Origin of the sequence: Nigerium sp. (assembly GCF_039811905.1) — a bacterium.
In the GTDB taxonomy this organism is placed as follows: domain Bacteria; phylum Actinomycetota; class Actinomycetes; order Propionibacteriales; family Propionibacteriaceae; genus Propioniciclava.
Genome location: NZ_JBDHZL010000004.1, coordinates 89,810 through 107,614 on the forward strand (window position 1 = coordinate 89,810; position 17,805 = coordinate 107,614).

General features: G+C 70.1%; 17 protein-coding genes and 2 tRNA genes. 14 read left to right on the plus strand and 5 right to left on the minus strand.

What is annotated here, in order from left to right:
- Nucleotides 1-6 precede the first annotated feature (6 nt).
- From WMJ97_RS02240 to dxs, 7 genes are all read left to right on the plus strand, one after another.
- Complete coding sequence (locus WMJ97_RS02240) at nt 7-2,037, plus strand: APC family permease (protein WP_347347326.1); 2,031 nt, start codon at nt 7-9, stop codon at nt 2,035-2,037.
- Nucleotides 2,027-3,187 carry a TRAM domain-containing protein gene (locus WMJ97_RS02245; protein WP_347347327.1) on the plus strand — a complete coding sequence of 387 codons (1,161 nt, stop codon included), beginning with the start codon at nt 2,027-2,029 and terminating at the stop codon, nt 3,185-3,187. Before WMJ97_RS02240 ends, WMJ97_RS02245 begins: the two co-directional genes overlap by 11 nt.
- Nucleotides 3,188-3,193: 6 nt before the next feature.
- A complete protein-coding gene (locus WMJ97_RS02250) occupies nt 3,194-3,436 on the plus strand; it encodes a DUF6767 domain-containing protein (protein WP_347347328.1) in 243 nt (80 codons plus the stop codon).
- Nucleotides 3,437-3,510: 74 nt separating this feature from the next.
- Nucleotides 3,511-6,183: an aconitate hydratase AcnA gene (gene acnA / locus WMJ97_RS02255; RefSeq protein WP_347347329.1), complete on the plus strand. Its 2,673-nt coding sequence runs from the start codon at nt 3,511-3,513 to the stop codon at nt 6,181-6,183.
- 27 nt (nt 6,184-6,210) lie between these two features.
- Nucleotides 6,211-6,681 carry a hypothetical protein gene (locus tag WMJ97_RS02260; RefSeq protein WP_347347330.1) on the plus strand — a complete coding sequence of 157 codons (471 nt, stop codon included), beginning with the start codon at nt 6,211-6,213 and terminating at the stop codon, nt 6,679-6,681.
- A gap of 89 nt (nt 6,682-6,770) precedes the next feature.
- A complete protein-coding gene (locus WMJ97_RS02265) occupies nt 6,771-7,175 on the plus strand; it encodes a hypothetical protein (protein WP_347347331.1) in 405 nt (134 codons plus the stop codon).
- Nucleotides 7,176-7,221: 46 nt separating this feature from the next.
- Complete coding sequence (gene dxs, locus WMJ97_RS02270; RefSeq protein WP_347347332.1) at nt 7,222-9,141, plus strand: 1-deoxy-D-xylulose-5-phosphate synthase; 1,920 nt, start codon at nt 7,222-7,224, stop codon at nt 9,139-9,141.
- On the opposite strand, the gene WMJ97_RS02275 is transcribed toward dxs, so the two are convergent.
- The gene (locus WMJ97_RS02275; RefSeq protein ID WP_347347333.1) at nt 9,122-10,381 is read right to left on the minus strand and encodes an HRDC domain-containing protein; all 1,260 of its coding nucleotides are present in this window, start codon (nt 10,379-10,381) and stop codon (nt 9,122-9,124) included. The genes dxs and WMJ97_RS02275 overlap by 20 nt on opposite strands.
- Nucleotides 10,378-10,959: a DUF3000 domain-containing protein gene (locus WMJ97_RS02280; RefSeq protein ID WP_347347334.1), complete on the minus strand. Its 582-nt coding sequence runs from the start codon at nt 10,957-10,959 to the stop codon at nt 10,378-10,380. Before WMJ97_RS02280 ends, WMJ97_RS02275 begins: the two co-directional genes overlap by 4 nt.
- Before the next feature lie 179 nt (nt 10,960-11,138).
- Here WMJ97_RS02280 and WMJ97_RS02285 point away from each other — a divergent pair, with 179 nt between their 5' ends.
- Genes WMJ97_RS02285 through WMJ97_RS02300 form a run of 4 tightly spaced genes read left to right on the plus strand, consistent with a single transcriptional unit; the run spans nt 11,139 to nt 13,362 of the window.
- Nucleotides 11,139-12,389, plus strand: coding sequence for an inorganic phosphate transporter (locus tag WMJ97_RS02285; RefSeq protein WP_347347335.1), 1,251 nt, complete (start codon nt 11,139-11,141; stop codon nt 12,387-12,389).
- 1 nt (nt 12,390) lies between these two features.
- Nucleotides 12,391-12,690 carry a hypothetical protein gene (locus tag WMJ97_RS02290; RefSeq protein ID WP_347347336.1) on the plus strand — a complete coding sequence of 100 codons (300 nt, stop codon included), beginning with the start codon at nt 12,391-12,393 and terminating at the stop codon, nt 12,688-12,690.
- 1 nt (nt 12,691) lies between these two features.
- Entirely contained in the window at nt 12,692-13,021 is a 330-nt protein-coding gene (locus WMJ97_RS02295; protein WP_347347337.1) for a DUF3349 domain-containing protein, read from the plus strand.
- Nucleotides 13,022-13,035: 14 nt separating this feature from the next.
- The gene (locus WMJ97_RS02300) at nt 13,036-13,362 is read left to right on the plus strand and encodes a DUF3349 domain-containing protein (RefSeq protein WP_347347338.1); all 327 of its coding nucleotides are present in this window, start codon (nt 13,036-13,038) and stop codon (nt 13,360-13,362) included.
- 99 nt (nt 13,363-13,461) lie between these two features.
- Here WMJ97_RS02300 and msrB read toward each other — a convergent pair whose 3' ends face one another.
- Nucleotides 13,462-13,887 carry a peptide-methionine (R)-S-oxide reductase MsrB gene (gene msrB / locus WMJ97_RS02305; protein ID WP_347347339.1) on the minus strand — a complete coding sequence of 142 codons (426 nt, stop codon included), beginning with the start codon at nt 13,885-13,887 and terminating at the stop codon, nt 13,462-13,464.
- Between the two features lie 109 nt (nt 13,888-13,996).
- On the opposite strand from msrB, the gene WMJ97_RS02310 reads away from it, so the two are divergent.
- Both WMJ97_RS02310 and WMJ97_RS02315 read left to right on the plus strand, forming a co-directional pair.
- Entirely contained in the window at nt 13,997-15,025 is a 1,029-nt protein-coding gene (locus WMJ97_RS02310; RefSeq protein ID WP_347347340.1) for a DNA primase small subunit domain-containing protein, read from the plus strand.
- A 69-nt stretch (nt 15,026-15,094) separates the two neighbouring features.
- Nucleotides 15,095-16,105: a PPK2 family polyphosphate kinase gene (locus WMJ97_RS02315; RefSeq protein ID WP_347347341.1), complete on the plus strand. Its 1,011-nt coding sequence runs from the start codon at nt 15,095-15,097 to the stop codon at nt 16,103-16,105.
- Nucleotides 16,106-16,244: 139 nt separating this feature from the next.
- On the opposite strand, the gene WMJ97_RS02320 is transcribed toward WMJ97_RS02315, so the two are convergent.
- Both WMJ97_RS02320 and WMJ97_RS02325 read right to left on the minus strand, forming a co-directional pair.
- The gene (locus WMJ97_RS02320; protein WP_347347342.1) at nt 16,245-17,045 is read right to left on the minus strand and encodes a CbiX/SirB N-terminal domain-containing protein; all 801 of its coding nucleotides are present in this window, start codon (nt 17,043-17,045) and stop codon (nt 16,245-16,247) included.
- Nucleotides 17,046-17,510: 465 nt separating this feature from the next.
- Nucleotides 17,511-17,582: transfer RNA gene (locus tag WMJ97_RS02325), tRNA-Val, on the minus strand.
- A 151-nt stretch (nt 17,583-17,733) separates the two neighbouring features.
- Between WMJ97_RS02325 and WMJ97_RS02330 the strand changes: the two genes are divergently transcribed.
- Nucleotides 17,734-17,805 (plus strand) — tRNA-Gly (locus tag WMJ97_RS02330).

Below are 17,805 nucleotides of genomic sequence, written 5' to 3' on the forward strand. Positions count from 1 at the left end.
AGCCCCGTGAACGTCGCCGATCCCGTGAAGCGCGTGCTCGTCGGACGGAAGCTCTCGAGCGCGCAATTAGGGGAAACCCTCTTGCCGAAGCGGATCGCGCTGCCGGTCTTCGCATCGGACGCCCTCAGCTCGGTGGCCTACGCCCCCGACGAGATCCTGCTCACGCTGAGTCTGGCCGGCATGGCCGGTTTCGCCTTCTCCTGGCAGATCGCGGTCGCCGTGGCGGTGGTCATGCTCGTGGTCGTGCTGTCGTACCGGCAGACCGTGCACGCCTACCCGTCCGGGGGCGGCGATTACGAGGTCGCCACGGTCAACGTGGGGCCGACGGCGGGGCTGGTCGTCGCGAGCGCGCTGTTGGTCGATTACGTGCTCACGGTCGCGGTGTCGGTGAGTTCGGGCGTCCAGAACGCGAAGGCGATGATCCCGATGATCGCGGGGCACGAGGGGCTCATCGCGGCGGTGGTGATCCTGCTGTTGATGGCGATGAACCTGCGAGGCGTCCGGGAGTCGGGCACCCTGTTCGCGATCCCGACGTACGGGTTCATGATCGGCGTCCTGGGCATGACGGCCTGGGGCCTCACGCGCATCTTCGCGCTCGGCGAGCCGCTGCAGGCGCCGACCGCGCGGTTCGAGGTGGTGGGCGACCCGTTCTACAGCCAGCTCACCGGCTTCGCGCTCATCGCGCTGCTGGCCAGGGCATTCAGTTCGGGCTGTGCCGCCCTGACGGGCGTGGAGGCGATCAGCAACGGCGTCCCGGCGTTCAAAGAGCCGAAGAGCGGCAACGCCGCGACGACGCTCGCGCTGCTGGGCGGCATCGCGCTCAGCATGCTCGGGGGCATCATCGTGCTGGCGAACCTCACCGGCGCGAAGATGATCGACGAGCACGGCGGCTCGTACTTCACCCTCAACGGCCAGCGCGTCGAGGGCGGCCACGACACGACGATGGGCCAGTTGGCGGCGACCGTGTTCAACACGTTCACGCCCGGGTTCTACTTCGTGATCACGATGACGATGATCATCCTGATCCTGGCGGCCAACACGGCCTTCAACGGCTTCCCGGTGCTCAGTTCGATCCTCGCGCGCGACGGCTACCTGCCCCGGATGCTCTACACCCGCGGCGACCGGCTCGCCTACAGCAACGGCATCATGCTGCTGGCCGGTGCGGCGATCACCCTCGTTCTCGTGTTCAACGCGAGCGTGACCGCCCTGATCCAGCTGTACGTCGTGGGCGTCTTCGTGTCGTTCACGGTCAGCCAGTTCGGCATGATGCGGCACTGGAACCGGCACCTGCGCACCGAGACGGACGCCCGGGCCCGCGCGGTCATGCAGCGCTCGCGGGCGATCAACGCCATCGGACTGACGTGCACGGGCACGGTGCTGATCATCGTCTTGGCGTCCAAGCTGATCTACGGGGCCTACCTGGCGATCATCGCGATGGCCGTGCTCTTCGTGCTCATGCGCGCCATCCGCGCGCACTACGACAACGTGGCCACCGAGGTGGCTCTCGACCCCACAGAGGCGCGGACGTTGCCGAGCCGCGTGCGCGCCGTCATCCTCGTCAGCGGGGTGAACAAGCCGACGCTGCGGGCGGTGAACTTCGCGCGTGCCAGCCGGGCGAACTCGATCGAGGCCGTGATGGTCGGCATCAACGAGGACGAGACCCGGCAGATGCGCGCCGAGTGGGAAGCCCAGGACGTCGGGATCCCGCTGAAGGTGATCGCCTCGCCGTTCCGGGAAGTGGTCGGGCCGTTCCTGAACTACGTCAGCGGAATCCGGTCGGGCAACCCGCGCGACGTGGTCTGCGTGTACGTGCCGGAGTTGATCGTGGGGCACTGGTGGGAGCGGATCCTGCACAACCAGACGGGGCTGTTCCTCAAGGCGCGGCTCAACCTCATGCCGGGCGTCATGGTGACGGCCGTTCCGTACATGCTGCGGTCGTCGAAGCATGCGGTCGCCCGCGCGCAGCGCAACTCCACGGCGGCCTGGCGGAAGGCGGGCCGCGGCCGCGTCCACTCCGGGACCCACATTGACGACTGATCCCGCCCTCGTCCGGCCGGGCGACGTCATCGGGCCGGTCACGGTCGGCCCCGTGGCGCACGGCGGCCACTGGGTGGCGCGCCTGGACTCCTACGTCTGGTTCGTCCGCCATGCGCTGGAGGGCGAGCTCGTGACGCTGCGCGTCCGGGACGCCGGGGCGCGCTTCGGCCGGGCGGACGTCGCTGAGGTGCTCCGGCCGAGCCCCCATCGCGTGGACGCCCCCTGTCCGGTCGCCGGCGAGTGCGGCGGGTGCGACTTCCAGCACGTCGAGATCGGCGAGCAGCGACGCCTCAAGGCGTCCGTGCTCGACGAGCAACTGCGCCGGCTCGCCGGGCTGGGCTTCGACGCCGTGGTGGAGGCCGTCGATCCGCCCGCCCTGGGCTGGCGAACCCGCGTGCGCTACCACCGGACCCCCGAGGGCGCCCACGGCCTCAAGGCGCACGGCTCGGGCCGGGTCGTTCCGCTGCCCGAGGGCGGCTGCCGGATCGCGGTGCCCGCGCTCGCCACGCCCCCCGCCACCGTGGGCGAGGACGCCGCGAGCGCCGACGCGCTCGTCGGTGTCGCGCCGGCGGAGGGCGGCGTCCATTGGGGGACGCCGCGCGACGACACGGTCCTGCGGGAGCGTGCCGCCGGACGCGGCTGGTCCGTCCACGCGAACGGGTTCTGGCAGGTCCACCCAGCATCGGCCGACACGCTCGTGGCCGCCGTCCTCGACGGGCTGCGGCCGCAGCCGGGGGAGTCGGCCCTCGACCTGTACTGCGGCGTCGGGCTGTTCGCCGGGGCGCTCACGGACGCCGGCGTCCGGGTGCTCGGGGTGGAGGGCAGCAAGCCCGCGATCGCGCTGGCCCGCCGGAACGTGCCGGAGGCGAAGCTCGTCGCCGGGTCGGTGGAGCGGTCGCTCCACCGGCTGCCGCGACGCGCTGACCTGGTCGTGCTCGACCCGCCGCGCACGGGCGCCGGGCGGCGCGTGATGGACGCCGTGCTGGCCCTCGAGCCGCGCGCGATCGCCTACGTCGCCTGCGACCCGGCCGCTCTCGCGCGTGACGTGGCCACGGCCGCGGCGTCCGGCTGGGGTGTGCGGTCGGTTCGCGCGTTCGATCTGTTCCCGATGACGCATCATGTCGAAGCTGTGACGATCCTGGGCAGATAGCCGCGGATGTCTCGAGGTGATGAGAGAATCGCGGTGGTGAATCGACCTGTGGAGGCCCGGTGTCCGATCCGTCCGGGCGAAAAGTGTTCCCTGTGCCAGATGGGCGTCACGGGGCCCCACGACTGCGGGCTCGTGTACCTGGTGATGAGCGACGACGAGTTGCGCGCCATGTACGACGAGCAGCGCCGTCGCGGACAGACTGGTGGCGCGACGCCGGGAATGCGAGAACACTGGGGATCACCACAGTAGGGACAGTGAAAGCACGACGCCGTGCTATCTTGATATCGAGATAGTTTTCGACGACGAGACCTGGAGGACGCCGCATGAGCGAGAACAGTTTCGGTGCGAAGGGCACCCTGGATGTTTCCGGCACGGAGTACGAGATCTTCAAGCTGGACTCGGTAGAGGGTTCGAAGAACCTCCCGTTCAGCCTCAAGGTGTTGCTCGAGAACCTGCTCCGCAACGAAGACGGCGCGAACATCACCGCCGACGACATCAAGGCGCTGGGGTCGTGGGACGAGAACGCCGAGCCCAGCAAGGAGATCCAGTACACGCCCGCGCGCGTGATCATGCAGGACTTCACGGGTGTCCCCTGCATCGTCGACCTCGCCACCATGCGTGAGGCGATCGCCGACCTGGGCGGCGACCCGTCGAAGGTGAACCCGCTCGCGCCCTCCGAACTCGTGATCGACCACTCGGTGCAGATCGATGTCTTCGGCACCCCCGACGCCTTCCAGCGCAACGTCGAGATGGAGTACAAGCGCAACCGCGAGCGCTACCAGTTCCTCCGCTGGGGCCAGACGGCGTTCCACGACTTCGTCGTCGTCCCGCCCGGCACCGGCATCGTGCACCAGGTGAACATCGAGAACCTCGCCCGCGTCGTGTTCCCGCGCGAGGTCGACGGCGTCCTGCAGGCCTACCCCGACACGTGCGTCGGCACCGACTCGCACACCACGATGGTCAACGGCCTCGGCGTCCTCGGGTGGGGCGTCGGCGGCATCGAGGCCGAGGCCGCCATGCTGGGCCAGCCGGTGAGCATGCTGATCCCGCGGGTCGTCGGCTTCAAGCTGACGGGCAAGCTGCCCGAGGGGACGACGGCGACCGACCTCGTCCTGACGATCACCGAGCGGCTGCGCCAGCACAAGGTCGTCGGCAAGTTCGTCGAGTTCTACGGCCCGGGCGTCGCCGAGGTGCCGCTGGCGAACCGCGCCACGATCGGCAACATGAGCCCCGAGTACGGGTCCACGGTCGCGATCTTCCCGATCGACGAGAAGACGACCGATTACCTGCGGCTGACCGGCCGGTCGGAAGAGCAGGTCGCGCTCGTGGAGGCCTACTGCAAGGAGCAGGGCCTGTGGCACGATCCCGACCACGAGCCCCGGTTCTCCGAGTACCTCGAGCTCGATCTGGCGACGGTCGTCCCGTCGATCGCGGGCCCCAAGCGGCCGCAGGACCGGATCGTGCTCGCCGACGCGAAGCAGACCTTCGCCGACACGGTCGTCTCGTACACCGACGAGGTGAAGGGTGTGGACGTCACGCTCGGCTCCGGCGAGGAGTTCGAGCTGCCGACCGGCGCCGTGGCGGTCGCCGCGATCACGTCGTGCACCAACACATCGAACCCGAGCGTGATGCTGGGCGCCGGCCTCGTCGCCAAGAAGGCCGTCGAGAAGGGCCTCCAGCGCAAGCCGTGGGTGAAGACCTCGTTGGCGCCCGGGTCGCAGGTTGTCACCGACTACTACGAGAAGGCCGGCCTGACCGAGTACCTCGACAAGCTCGGCTTCAACCTGGTCGGCTACGGCTGCACCACCTGCATCGGCAACTCGGGCCCGCTCATCCCCGAGGTCAGCAAGGCGATCAACGACAACGACATGGCCGTGGTGAGCGTCCTGTCGGGCAACCGCAACTTCGAGGGGCGCATCAACCCCGACGTGAAGATGAACTACCTCGCGAGCCCGCCGCTCGTCGTCGCGTACGCGCTCGCCGGTCGCATGGACCTCGACATCACCACCGAGCCTCTCGGGCAGGACGCCGACGGCAACGACGTCTTCCTGCGCGACATCTGGCCCACCCAGGCCGAGATCGACGAGATCGTGGGGTCGTCCATCAGCGCCGACATGTTCCGGACGCGCTACGCCGACGTCTTCGCCGGCACGAGCGACTGGCGCGAGCTGCCGACGCCCGAGGGCGACGTGTTCGAGTGGGACGCCGACTCGACCTACGTCCGCAAGCCCACGTACTTCGAGAGCATGCCGGCCGAGCCGGAGCCCGTCTCCGACATCGCGGGCGCGCGGGTGCTGCTGAAGCTGGGCGACTCGGTCACCACCGACCACATCTCGCCGGCCGGCGCGATCAAGGCGGACACCCCGGCGGGCCAGTACCTCACCGGTCACGGCGTCGAGCGCAAGGACTTCAACTCGTACGGGTCGCGTCGCGGCAACCACGAGGTGATGATCCGCGGTACGTTCGCGAACATCCGGCTGCGCAACCAAATCGCTCCCGGCACCGAGGGCGGCTACACGCGCGACTTCACGCAGGAGGGCGGCCCGGTCTCGTTCGTGTACGACGCTGCGCAGAACTACGCGAAGGCCGGCACCCCGCTGGTCATCCTGGCGGGCAAGGAGTACGGCTCCGGCAGCTCGCGCGACTGGGCGGCGAAGGGGACGTCGCTGCTCGGCGTCACCGTCGTGATCGCCGAGAGCTACGAGCGGATCCACCGCTCCAACCTCATCGGCATGGGCGTGCTGCCGCTGCAGTTCCCCGAGGGCGAGTCCGCCGACTCGCTGGGCCTGACCGGTGAGGAGACGTTCTCCGTCGAGGGAGTCACCGCGCTGAACGACGGCACGACGCCGAAGACGGTCAAGGTCACCGCGACCAAGGACGGGGCCGAGCCGGTCACGTTCGACGCCGTCGTCCGTATCGACACGCCAGGGGAGGCCGACTACTTCCGCAACGGCGGCATCCTGCAGTACGTCCTGCGGTCGCTGCTGAAGAAGTAGCGGAGTCAGGAGGTACCCTCGTCCGCGATGGACGAGATCAGGTTCCGGATCCGGGAGTCGCCGACGGGCGGCTCCCGGATCGCCTATTCCTACCTGGCCGGCGTCATGATCGTCGTGATCGTGGGTTTCGCGGCGACGATCCTCGGGCCGATCTTCAACCCGTTCGGCGAGACGGGCGTCGATATCGACCAGCGCGCGCTCGCGCTGCTCCTGGTCGGGTTGGGCACAAGCGGGCTCATCGCGGACGCCGCCGGTGCGGCCGTCTTCCGGCTGGGCTGGGAGTGGTGGGCCGTCATGGCGGCCTTCATCGTGTCGCTGCCGTTGTGGTCGACGGCATTGCCTCTGGAGATGTTGTGGACGCCGTTCCTCGGCGCGCCGCTGGCTGCCGCTCTGGCGACGCTGGGCGGGCCGCGGCGTCCGGCGTGGCGTCCTTGGGTGATCGGAGGGCTGTTCGCCGCCTTGGTCGTCGCGACCGCGCTGGTGACGTTCGTCCTGTGAGGCGTCCGTCGCCCGGCGTCAGGGGCGCGGGCTTGGCAGAGGGACCACGGCGTCCTAGAATCGAACGTAGGTTCGATGAAGGGGGCGCGATGGTCACCGCGACGCAGCGAGACAAGGGGCGGGCGTCGGAGGGGTACGTGCCGCCCGGCTGGCCGGTACAGGTGCGGCCTCCGGGCGCGCCGCGGTGGGAGGAGACGGCGGCGGAGTTCCTGCTCGACTGCTGCCCGGCCGACTTCCGCGGGTACGCCGTGTTGCGGCGCCACCCGGTGGTGCTGGCGCGGTTCGCCGCCGAATGCGTGGCCGCCCAGGTGCGCTCGTGCGAGGCGGGGTTGTCCGAGGTGCGGGTGAGTCTGGGCGACATGGTGTCGCCCGAGGTGGTCGAGGCGGCGACGCTGGCATGGCAGGAGCAGGGGGCGGCGCTGAAGCGGCGGCAGCGGGAGGTCGCGCTGGTGGAGGAAGTGCTGCGCGGCCGGGTTTTCGTACGCAAGCTGTGACGCGGGCTGAGGTAGCGACGCGGTGAATGTGCCTAGAATCGACCCTATGTCTCTGCTCGAGGGCATTCATGGCCCGCGCGATGTCCGTGATCTGACCCCGCGGGAGCTGGGCGCTCTCGCGGGGGAGATCCGGCAGTTCTTGATCGACAAGGTGAGCCGTACCGGGGGTCACCTCGGGCCCAACCTGGGGGTCGTCGAACTGACGCTGGCGCTGCATCGCGTGTTCGACTCGCCGCACGACCCCATCGTCTTCGACACCGGGCACCAGAGCTACGTGCACAAGATCTTGACGGGTCGTCAGGCCGGCTTCGACCATCTCCGGCAGAAGGGCGGCCTGTCGGGCTACCCGTCGCGGGAGGAGTCGGAGCACGACTGGGTCGAGAACAGCCACGCGTCGACGTCGCTGTCGTGGTCGGCGGGCCTGGCCAAGGCCTTCCAGCTGCGCGGAGAAGACCGGACTGTCGTGGCGGTCGTCGGCGACGGCGCCCTCACCGGCGGCATGGCCTGGGAGGCGCTGAACAACATCGCGGTCGAGCCCGACCTCAGGCTCGTCATCGTCGTGAACGACAACGGCCGTTCGTACACGCCGACCGTGGGCGGCCTGGCCTGGCACCTGCAGGGCCTGCGCACCGACCCGCGCTACGAGCAGGCGCTCGACGTGATCAAGAGGGGCGTCCGGTCGGCCCCGCTCGTGGGCGGCCCGGTGTACGACCTCATGCACGGACTCAAGACCGGGGTGAAAGACGTCATCGCGCCGCAGGGCCTGTTCAGCGACCTGGGCATGAAGTACCTCGGGCCGATCGACGGCCACGACCTGGGCGCGCTGGAGCGGGCGCTCGACGCGGCGCGCACCTTCGGCGGGCCCGTGATCGTGCATGCGATCACCGAGAAGGGCAAGGGGTTCGAGGCGGCTGAACAGAACGAGGAGGATCGGTTCCACGCCGTCGGTCGCATCGACTGCGTGACGGGCCTGCCGGTCGGCGGCGGCGTCCACCGGCGCACCTGGACGGAGGCGTTCAGCGACCAGATGGTGGAGATCGGGCGCCGCGATCCGTCCGTCGTCGCGATCACCGCGGCCATGTTGCACCCGACGGGCCTGGGAGCGTTCGCCGCCGAGTTCCCCGAGCGGGTGTTCGACGTCGGCATCGCCGAGCAGCATGCGACCACGTTCGCAGCGGGCCTCGCGCGCGGCGGCCTCCACCCCGTCTTCGCGGTGTACGCGACCTTCCTGAATCGCGCGTTCGACCAGGTGCTCCTCGATGTCGCCCTGCACCGGCTGGGCGTCACGTTCGTGCTCGACCGGGCCGGCGTCACCGGCACCGACGGGCCCAGCCACAACGGCATGTGGGATCACACGATCGCCGGGCTGGTGCCGGGCCTCCAGCTCGCCGATCCGCGTGACGAGCAGCGGCTCGACGAGGCGCTGCAGCGGGCGGTGGGGGTGTCGGATGCACCGACGGTGATCCGGTTCAGCAAAGAGGCGGTGCCCGACCCGGTGCCGGCCGTGCGGCGGCGCGGGTCGGTCGACGTGCTCGCGGAGGCGTCCGATCCGCGCGTGCTGATCGTCGGCTACGGGCAGTTCGCCTCCCTGGCCGTGCAGGTCGGGTCGCGGGTGGGCGTCCAGGGCATCGGGGCGACCGTCGTCGACCCGGTCTGGGCGCTGCCGGTGTCGGGCGACCTGGTGGAATTGTGTCGCGAGCACGCCGCCGTCGTGACGCTGGAGGACAGTGGTGTCGCGGGCGGCCTGGGCACGCGGCTGGCGCTCGAGCTCGCGGAGCAGGGAGTGCGGACGCCGGTGTACCCGCTCGGCATCCCGCAGCGGTTCCTCGCGCAGGGGTCGCGCTCGGAGATCCTCGAGGATTTGGGGCTGACCGCTCAGGCGCTGGCGCGCACGGTGGTGGAGTTCGTGGTGGAGGGCGAGGCCGACCTGCCGGCCGACCGGCGGGTCAACCCAGCGCAGGCGTGATCGCGCCGACGACCAGTTCGCGCTGCCAGGCGCGCGCCCCGCGGCCGGCCAGGTAGGCGTCCACGGCGTCGACGGTGTGCTCGGCGGGAGGCTCCCAGCAGAGTCGGCGGATGGCGTCCGGGGAGATGAGGTTTTCCACGGGCACGCTGAGCTTCTCGGCGAGAGCGACCGTGAGCGGCCGTACCTTCGCCCAGCGCGCGGCGGCGTCGGGGTTGCGGTGCGACCAGGTTCGGGGCGGCGGCGGGCCGTCGGGTGAGACGGACGCCGGCGGCAGGTCGGTGCGCGTCAGCGCGGCGGCCCGCTCGATCGCGTCGAGCCACACCGACTCGTGGCGGGCCGCCAGCCGCCAGGTGAACCCGCGCACCGAGCGGAGCTCCTGCCGGGTGATCGATCGGTGGCCGGCGTTGACCTTCTTGGCCACCTCGCTGATGGCCTGGTCGGCCAGGACGCGCCCGGGCGCGCGATCGAGGGACTCGGCGAGTTCGTCCCGGGCGTGCCAGAGCTCCCGCACAGCCGCGAGCGCGACGGGCGCGCGGACCTCGTGGATGCCGGACGTCCGCCGCCACGGGTCCTCCCGCCGGTGCGGCGGGTCGGCGGCGTGCTCGGCGAGCCACGCGAACTCCTGTCGCGCCCACTCGTCTTTGCCCGCCTTCTCCAGCTCGTCGGCCGCCCAATCGCGCAGCGGGACGAGCAACTCGACGTCGAGCGCCGCGTAGTTCAGCCAGTCGGCCGGCAGCGGCCGCTTCGACCAGTCGGCCGCCGAATGCTCTTTGGCCAGGGTCTTCCCGAGCGCGCGCTCGGTCAGGCTGGACAGCGACACGCGGGGCAGGCCGAGCAGGCGTCCGGCGAGCTCGGTGTCGAACAGCCGCCGGGGCACGAGGCCGACTTCGGCGAGACAGCCCAGATCCTGGGTGGCGGCGTGGATGATCCACTCCGCGTCCGCCAACGACGCGCCGAGGTCCGACAGGTCGGCCCGGGGGGCGGCCCCCTCGAAGGCGACCGGGTCGAGCAGAACCGTGCCGGCGTCGCCGCGCGCGAGCTGGATCAGGTACGCCTTCGCAGAGTAGCGGAAGCTCTGCGCCCTCTCGGTGTCCACGGCGAGGGGGCCGCTGGCGCCGGCGAGGGACGCCTTCGCGTCGGCGTAGGCGCCGGCGTCGTCGACGACGGGAGGGACGCCGCCCGCGGGCGACGCCACGAGCTCGTAGCTCGGGGGGCTGTCGGTGGCCTCGACCTCGCTCATCGCCGCCGCGAGGCCGAACGGTTCAGGGGCATCGGCACGACGCCGTCGGGCAGCATGGGCAGGCCGGACACGAGGCAGAGCAGATCCTGCCAGGCGTGGGCGTGGGCGATCATGTCGTCGCCGGTGGTGACGACCGGCGTCCAGGACGCGCGGATCTCGATCTCGGCGCGCTGCGGATCGTCCTCCATCGAACCGAAGGACTGCGACGCCACGGCCGTCACGGTGCCCGAGGGGGCGGTGTACTCGGCCTGATGCCGGTCGAGCGCGTCGATCAGCCACGACCAACCGACCTCGGCGAGCAGCGGGTCGGTGATCATCTCCGCGTCGACCTCCGCGCGAGCATACGTCACGCACCGAAACTCCCCGTCCCACGCCGGGTTGCCGGCGGGGTCGTGGAGGAGGACGAGGCGTCCGTTCCCCAACTCGGAGTCGTTGACCTCGACGTCGGCCGCGATCGCGGCCGACTGCGGCGCGATACGCTGCGGCGCGGGGATCTCTTCGATGATGAGCTCGGGACGCCAGGGCGTGCGCATGACCGCGGCGACCGCCTCGTCGAATAGGCGATGGGCTTGGTTCATGCTGGCAACCACACGAATCAGGCTAACAATCAGGGGTGGTCTGGGACGCCTGACGCGCCGAAGTGGGGCGGTTACGATGGTAACTACAAACCTCTTGTTGCAGGTCCGTGCCCTTGACTTGGCAGTTCATCCAACGTTTGCCTGGACGACGCTTTCCGGGCACCCGCTCAGGCGAGACAATGCTGCCCGTGACCGTTGAGTTATTGTTGCTCGTCCTCGTGATCATCACGGCTGTCTCGTTCGACTTCACGAACGGCTTTCACGACACCGCGAACGCTATGGCGACGTCCATCGCTACCGGGGCTCTCAAGCCCAAGACCGCCGTCGCGCTCTCGGCGATCCTGAACCTCATCGGCGCCTTCCTGTCCGTCGAGGTCGCACTGACCGTGACCAACGCCGTGGTCAACATCCAGGACAAGAGCGGCGCTCCGAAGGCTGAGTTCCTGGCTGACAACGGCCACGTCCTGCTGATGATCGTCTTTTGTGGCCTCATCGGGGGAGTCACGTGGAACCTGCTGACGTGGCTGCTCGGCTTGCCGTCCAGCTCGTCGCACGCGCTGTTCGGCGGTCTGATCGGGTCGTCGATCGCGGGCCTGGGCTTCACCGGGGTGAACTGGATGGGCGACGGCACGAAGCTCGACGGCGTGCTCGGCAAGGTCGTGCTTCCCGCGGTGGCGTCGCCGTTCGTGGCCGGCATCGTCTCGATGATCGGCACCTGGCTGGTGTACCGCATCACGGTGAACGTCGCCGAGCGCTACCGCCAGGGCGGCTTCCGCTGGGGCCAGATCGGCACCGCGTCGCTGGTCTCGCTGGCGCACGGCACGAACGACGCCCAGAAGACGATGGGCGTCATCACCCTGGCCTTGATCGCCTACGGGGCGTGGCAGGACACCCACGCCGTGCCGTGGGAGGTCAAGATCGTCTGCGCCGCCGCGATCGCGCTCGGCACCTACACGGGCGGCTGGCGGATCATCCGCACCCTCGGCAAGGGGCTCGTGGAGATCGAGCCGGCTCAGGGGATGGCGGCCGAGGCGTCCAGCGCCGCGGTCATCCTGAGTTCCAGCCATCTGGGCTTCGCGTTGTCGACGACGCACGTCGCGACCGGTTCGATCCTGGGCACCGGGTTGGGCAAGAAGGGCGCCGAGGTGCGCTGGGGCGTGGCGGCCCGCATGCTCGCCGCGTGGCTCATCACGTTGCCCGCCGCGGGTGTCGTGGGCGCGGTCATGTACCTGGTCGGCAACGCCATCGGTGGGTACGCCGGCGTCGTGACGGTGTTCGCCGTCTTGTGCGCGCTCGCCCTCTTCTTCGTGCGACGCTCCAGGAGCAAACCGGTCCATGCCGACAATGTGAACGAGGACTGGCACGGAAACGACCCCGCCGAGTCGCACGCCCCCGGTGCGACCTCGACGCTCGAACGGCAGGAGGCCTGACATGTGGGAGCTGTTCTTCTCTGCGATCGGCCAGGTGCTGCTGATCGGCGTGCTGATCGGAGCCGGGCTACCGGCGATCTTCGCCCTCGGCGTCCGTTCGCTGGCCTACGGGGCCGGTGGCGACGCGGAGGTCGACCACGAGGCCGGGCACCCGATCGGCAAGGTCGGCGCCGCGATTGCGTTCGCCGTCGTGCTGGCGGTCATCGGGCTGGGGCTGGCGATCATCATCTCGTCGGGCTTCGGCTACGTCGTCTCGTTCGAGCACATCTTCCCGACGTTCGTGAAGCGTGGGGGCCACTGACATGACCGAGCCCGCGCCTGGCGTTCTGCAGCGAATCCTGCGTTGGCTACGGGCGGGGTATCCTGAAGGCGTCCCGCAAGAAGACTATGTCGTGCTGCTCGGCGTCCTGCACCGCTCGTTGACCGACTTCGAGGTCGAGAAGCTCGCCCGCGAGCTTCGCGATGGCCCCGCCGGCATCGACGGTTCGATCACCGACGAGGAGATCCGGGCGGCGATCAGGAAACTCGCGCGGCAGACGCCGGCGGACGCGGACGTGCGGCGGGTGGCCGGACGCCTCGCCGAGGGCGGCTGGCCGCTGACGCCGGTGCACGAGCTGCCGGACCCCCACTAGCCGAAGGAGGCGCCTTGTTCCCGGCCCTCGATCGCATCATCGCCTGGCTCAAGCAAGGCTATCCGACCGGAATCCCCGAGGCCGACGTCGTGCCGCTGCTCGCCCTGTTGTCTCGGCGTCTCAGTGACGATGAGATTCGCGACGTCGGCCACGAGTTGGAGCGCAAGCACCTGCTGCCCGCCGACAGGCGCGACGTGGCAGCCGCCTTCCTGAAACGCACCGAGGTGCTGCCCTCGCCCGACGAACTTGCCCGGGTCGGCCAGAAGCTCGAGACGGCCGGGTGGCCTCTGCAGAACAACACCTGGGAGCCGCCGGATGGGCCCCCGAGATTCCACGAGTGAGACCAAGAAGGACGACGCTCAGCCCCTGACGAGGCGATCGCCCACCGCTCAGCCGCCCACGAACGCCGTCGCTCGACGTCTGGCGGGAAAAGTGGGGCGCTACTCCGCGGGCGTCTCGTCGTGCACGAGGCAGATCGAGTTGATGCAGTAGCGCTCGTCGGTGGGGGTGGGGTAGCCCTCGCCGGTGAACACGTGCCCGAGGTGGCTGTCGCAGTTGGCGCAGCGCACCTCGACGCGGGGCGCGCCGGGCAGGGAGTCGTCGGTGAGGTAGCGGACGCGATCGTCGGCCGCCGGCGCGTAGAACGACGGCCAGCCGCAGTGCGAGGAGAACTTCTGCTCGCTCGTGAACAGCACCGCGCCGCATGCCTTGCACGCGTAGGTGCCCGCGCTCGTCGTGTCGGTGTACTCGCCGCGGAACGGGGCCTCCGTGCCGCCCTCGCGCAGCACGTGGAACTCCGCGGCGGAGAGCTGCGCGCGCCACTCGTCAGGGGTCTTGAGCACGCGCGGGATGGGGTTGGTCGTCATGGTCTCCTCGCTTCCTCGCTCGATTCGCCGTTCTCGGGCCGGGTTTCCTCGCCACCTTACCCGGACGCCTCCGTGGCCCCGGACGCCGCCGCCCCGTAATCTCTCGCTCATGGCGAACCCCGCGATCACGCTGGACGTCGACGGCCGCGGCGTCCGGCTGTCGTCGCCCGACAAGGTGTACTTTCCCGAGCTCGGGCTGACCAAGCGCGACGTGGCCGAGTACATGCTCGCCGTCGGGCCGGGGCTGCTGGGTGCGCTGCGTGGGCGTCCGACGACGATGGAGCGCTGGCCGGGCGGCGTCGGGGGAGAGGAGTCGTTCTACCAGAAGCGGCTGCCGAAGGCGGTGCCGGAGTGGGTGGGGCGGGCGACGATCACGTTCCCGTCTGGGCGGACGGCTGAGACGGTGTGTCCGGACGACCTCGCGACCGTCCTGTGGATGCTGAATCTCGGGACGCTCCGCTTTCATCCGTGGCCCGTGCGCGGCACCGCGCCCGACCTGGTGGACGAGTTGCGCCTCGACCTCGATCCCCAGCCCGGCACCGGCTTCGAGGACGCCGTCGCGGCGGCCCTCGAATTGCGCGGCGTCCTGACGGAGCTGGGCCTGACCGGGTTCGTGAAGACCAGCGGCGGCCGGGGCGTCCATGTGTACGCCCCGGTCGGGCCCACCGACTTCATCGACGCTCGCCACGCCGCGATCGCGATCGGTCGCGAGTTGGCCCGCCGGATGCCCGACCGCGTCACCGTGAACTGGTGGAAGGAGGAGCGCGGCGAGCGCATCTTCGTCGATATCAACCAGATGGCCCGCGACCGGCTGATGACGTCGGCGTACTCGATCCGGCCGACCGAGCTGGCGCGCGTCTCCGCGCCGCTGACGTGGGACGAACTGCCGGACGCCGACCCCGCCGCCTACACCGTCGTCACGATGCCCGCGCGCTTCGCCGCGGTGGGCGACCCGTGGGCCGCGCTGGCGACGACGCCGCCGGCCTCGCTGGCCCCCGCGCTCGCCTGGTACGACCGGGACGCCGCGGCCGGCGAGGGGGAGATGCCCTACCCACCCGAGTATCCGAAGATGCCTGGCGAACCGCCGCGCGTCCAGCCGAGCCGGGCCAGACAGCAGCCGGGGGAGGCGTCCGGCTGACGGCGTCCGGTTCCCGGTTCGTGGCGCGTAGCCCTTGGCCGTGGCCCCCGGATCGGCCACACTGCGAGGATGGCGAAGAAGAGCAAGAAGGACGGCAAGTCCAAGTCCGACAAGGGCAAGAAGGCCGCCGAGAAGCAGTCCGCGAAGGCCGCCAAGGCCGCCGAGAAGGAGGCGGTCAAGGCCGCCCTCAAGGCGGAGAAGGCCGCGAAAGCCGTCCCGGCGCCGCCGGAGCCGCGGCGTCCGCTGTCGGAGGTGCTGCGCGCGCCCCAGGGCGAGGTCGACATTCGGACCATCGAGACCGACGCTGCGCCCGGCTTCGTCGGCGAGGGCAAGTCGGACGCCCCCGCGCTCACCGACGCCCTGGCCCCCGTGCTCTCCGACCTGCAGGAACGGCTGTATGCGGCGGGCCGGGAGAACCCGGAGACGGCGCCGCGCGTCTTGCTCGTGCTGCAAGGCATGGACACGTCGGGCAAGGGCGGCACGATCCGGCACGCGGTGGGCATGGTCGACCCGCAGGGTGTGGATCTCACGGCGTTCAAGGTGCCGACGGCGGAGGAGCGGGAGCACCCGTTCCTGTGGCGCATCCGGCGCGCGCTGCCCGGCCCGGGCATGATCGGGGTCTTCGACCGTTCGCAGTACGAGGACGTGTTGGTCGTCCGGGTGAACGAGCTGGTCCCGAAGGCGATCTGGGCCCGCCGTTACACCACGATCAACGACTTCGAGGCCGAGCTCGCGGGGCAGGGCTACGTGATCATCAAGTGCTTCCTGCACATCTCGGCCGACGAGCAGAAGCAGCGGCTGGCGGCGCGGCTCGACGACCCCGAAAAGCACTGGAAGTACAACCCGGGCGACCTCGATTCCCGCTCTCACTGGGACGATTACGCCGACGCCTACAACGAGTTGCTCGGGCGTTGCAACCCCGACCATGCGCCCTGGTACATCATCCCGTCCAACAAGAAGTGGTACCGGAACTGGGCGGTGGCCGAGCTGCTGCGGGAGAAGCTAGACGCCCTAGGCCTCGGCCGGCCGGCGGCCGACTTCGACGTGGAGGCCGAGAAGGCACGGCTGGCCGAGTTGTGACCCTCCCGCTGCATCCGGACGCCGCCGGCCGGGCCGGCGTCCTGGGTTGGCGGGCGTGTCCTGCGGGCACGGGCGCTTTTTCGGCCCCGGAACGCGCAACGGCCGGCCGGGGACGAACCCCGGCCGGCCGCGTGCGTGATCAGGCGCTGAAGGCGTCCAGGGGCAGGTCGTCGTGGCGGGCGGGCTCGTCGGCCTGCTCGAAGTCCAGCAGGTCCATGGCTGCGAACGCGTAGCGGGCGAGGACCAGGTCGAGCACCTCGCGGGCCGGCCCGAGCGGGTCGGAGACCGCGACGACGCCGCTGCGGTGGGCCTGGTCGGCCTGCGCGTGGTACAGCTCGTCGGAGGACAGGAAGAACGACCCGACGGCGATGTGCCGGCGTCCCTGGGCGCGCAGCCCCTGGATCGCCTGCGCGACCGACGGGCCGGAGCCGTCGGCGACGGCCGTGAGGCAGGGCAGGCGGTGGTGCGTGGACCACTGGCGGGCGCGGCGGGCCAGCAGGGCCGAGCCGCGGACGTCGCCGGTGCTGGCGGAGGAGAGGATGAGCCCGTCCAACTCCAGCACGCGCGCCCGGTGCAGGGCCGCGCGGAGGCGTCCGTCGAGGATGTTGAGCAGGCTCAACTCGGGGCCGATGGGCCGGGAGGTGACGAAGCCGACCTCGGGGTGATCAGCGCGGACCTGGTGCATGACCGCGAGCACCGCCGGGTCGATCTCGATCGCGTGTGTCAGCCCGAGCGGGACGAGCACGACCTCGCGGACGCCGCGCTCGGCGAGTTGCGAGGCGACCTGGGCGACGCTCGGGGTGCAGGGGTCGCGGAACGCAGCCTGAATGTCCAGGTCGGGGCGCATCGTCTGCAGCCCTTGCCGCAGGACGTGCGTCACCTGGGCAACGCGAGGGTCGCTGCTACTGCGAGCAACCATCACCAAGGTGGGAGCGGTCATGGCCGTGCCTTCCTAACTTGCATAGGTGGAAGACGGCTTCTTTGCCGGTTGTTAATTGAATCGTGACTGTTATCAACCTGTGATGCAAGCCCCTGGTCCGCGTGGCGAGATCTTCGTCTGAATGACGAGATTGTTCGGAGATGTCCCGTGCGACGTGTGGGTCAGGGGAAGGCGCCGGAACAGCCGGCTCGGGGACGGTCGTGTCGATCAGCTGCTGCGCCTACTCGCGGACACGCACGCTGAGACCTGAGCACCCCTCGCGAGTTGAGGAGCGATCAACCGCCTCTGCCACGACCGCTGCTGCCGAGCCGACGGGCGTCTCGGCGACGAGATGGATTGCTGCATCGGACGGTCGCGGGGCGGCCTTCTCCGACGTGAGGAGCGAGGTTGCACGTGTCTTGCACGCAACAGCGAAGCCGCTCCGTCGAGGTTTCGTTTCACCTCGTCAGAGCGGCTTTCGTGCGGTGGGCGATACTGGGTTCGAACCAGTGACCTCTTCGGTGTGAACGAAGCGCGCTACCACTGCGCCAATCGCCCGCGAGGAACAAGGCTAGCGCAGAGGCGCGGCCGCTGCACAATCGGCGTCCGGGGGTCTCGGGCGAGGCGCGGCTCAGTTTGTGTTCGGCTCGCGAGGTTGGCTAAGGTGTTCCACGCACCTGATGCGGGGCACCTCCCGAATCGGTCGCATGCGGACGTGGCTCAGTTGGTAGAGCATCACCTTGCCAAGGTGAGGGTCGCGGGTTCGAATCCCGTCGTCCGC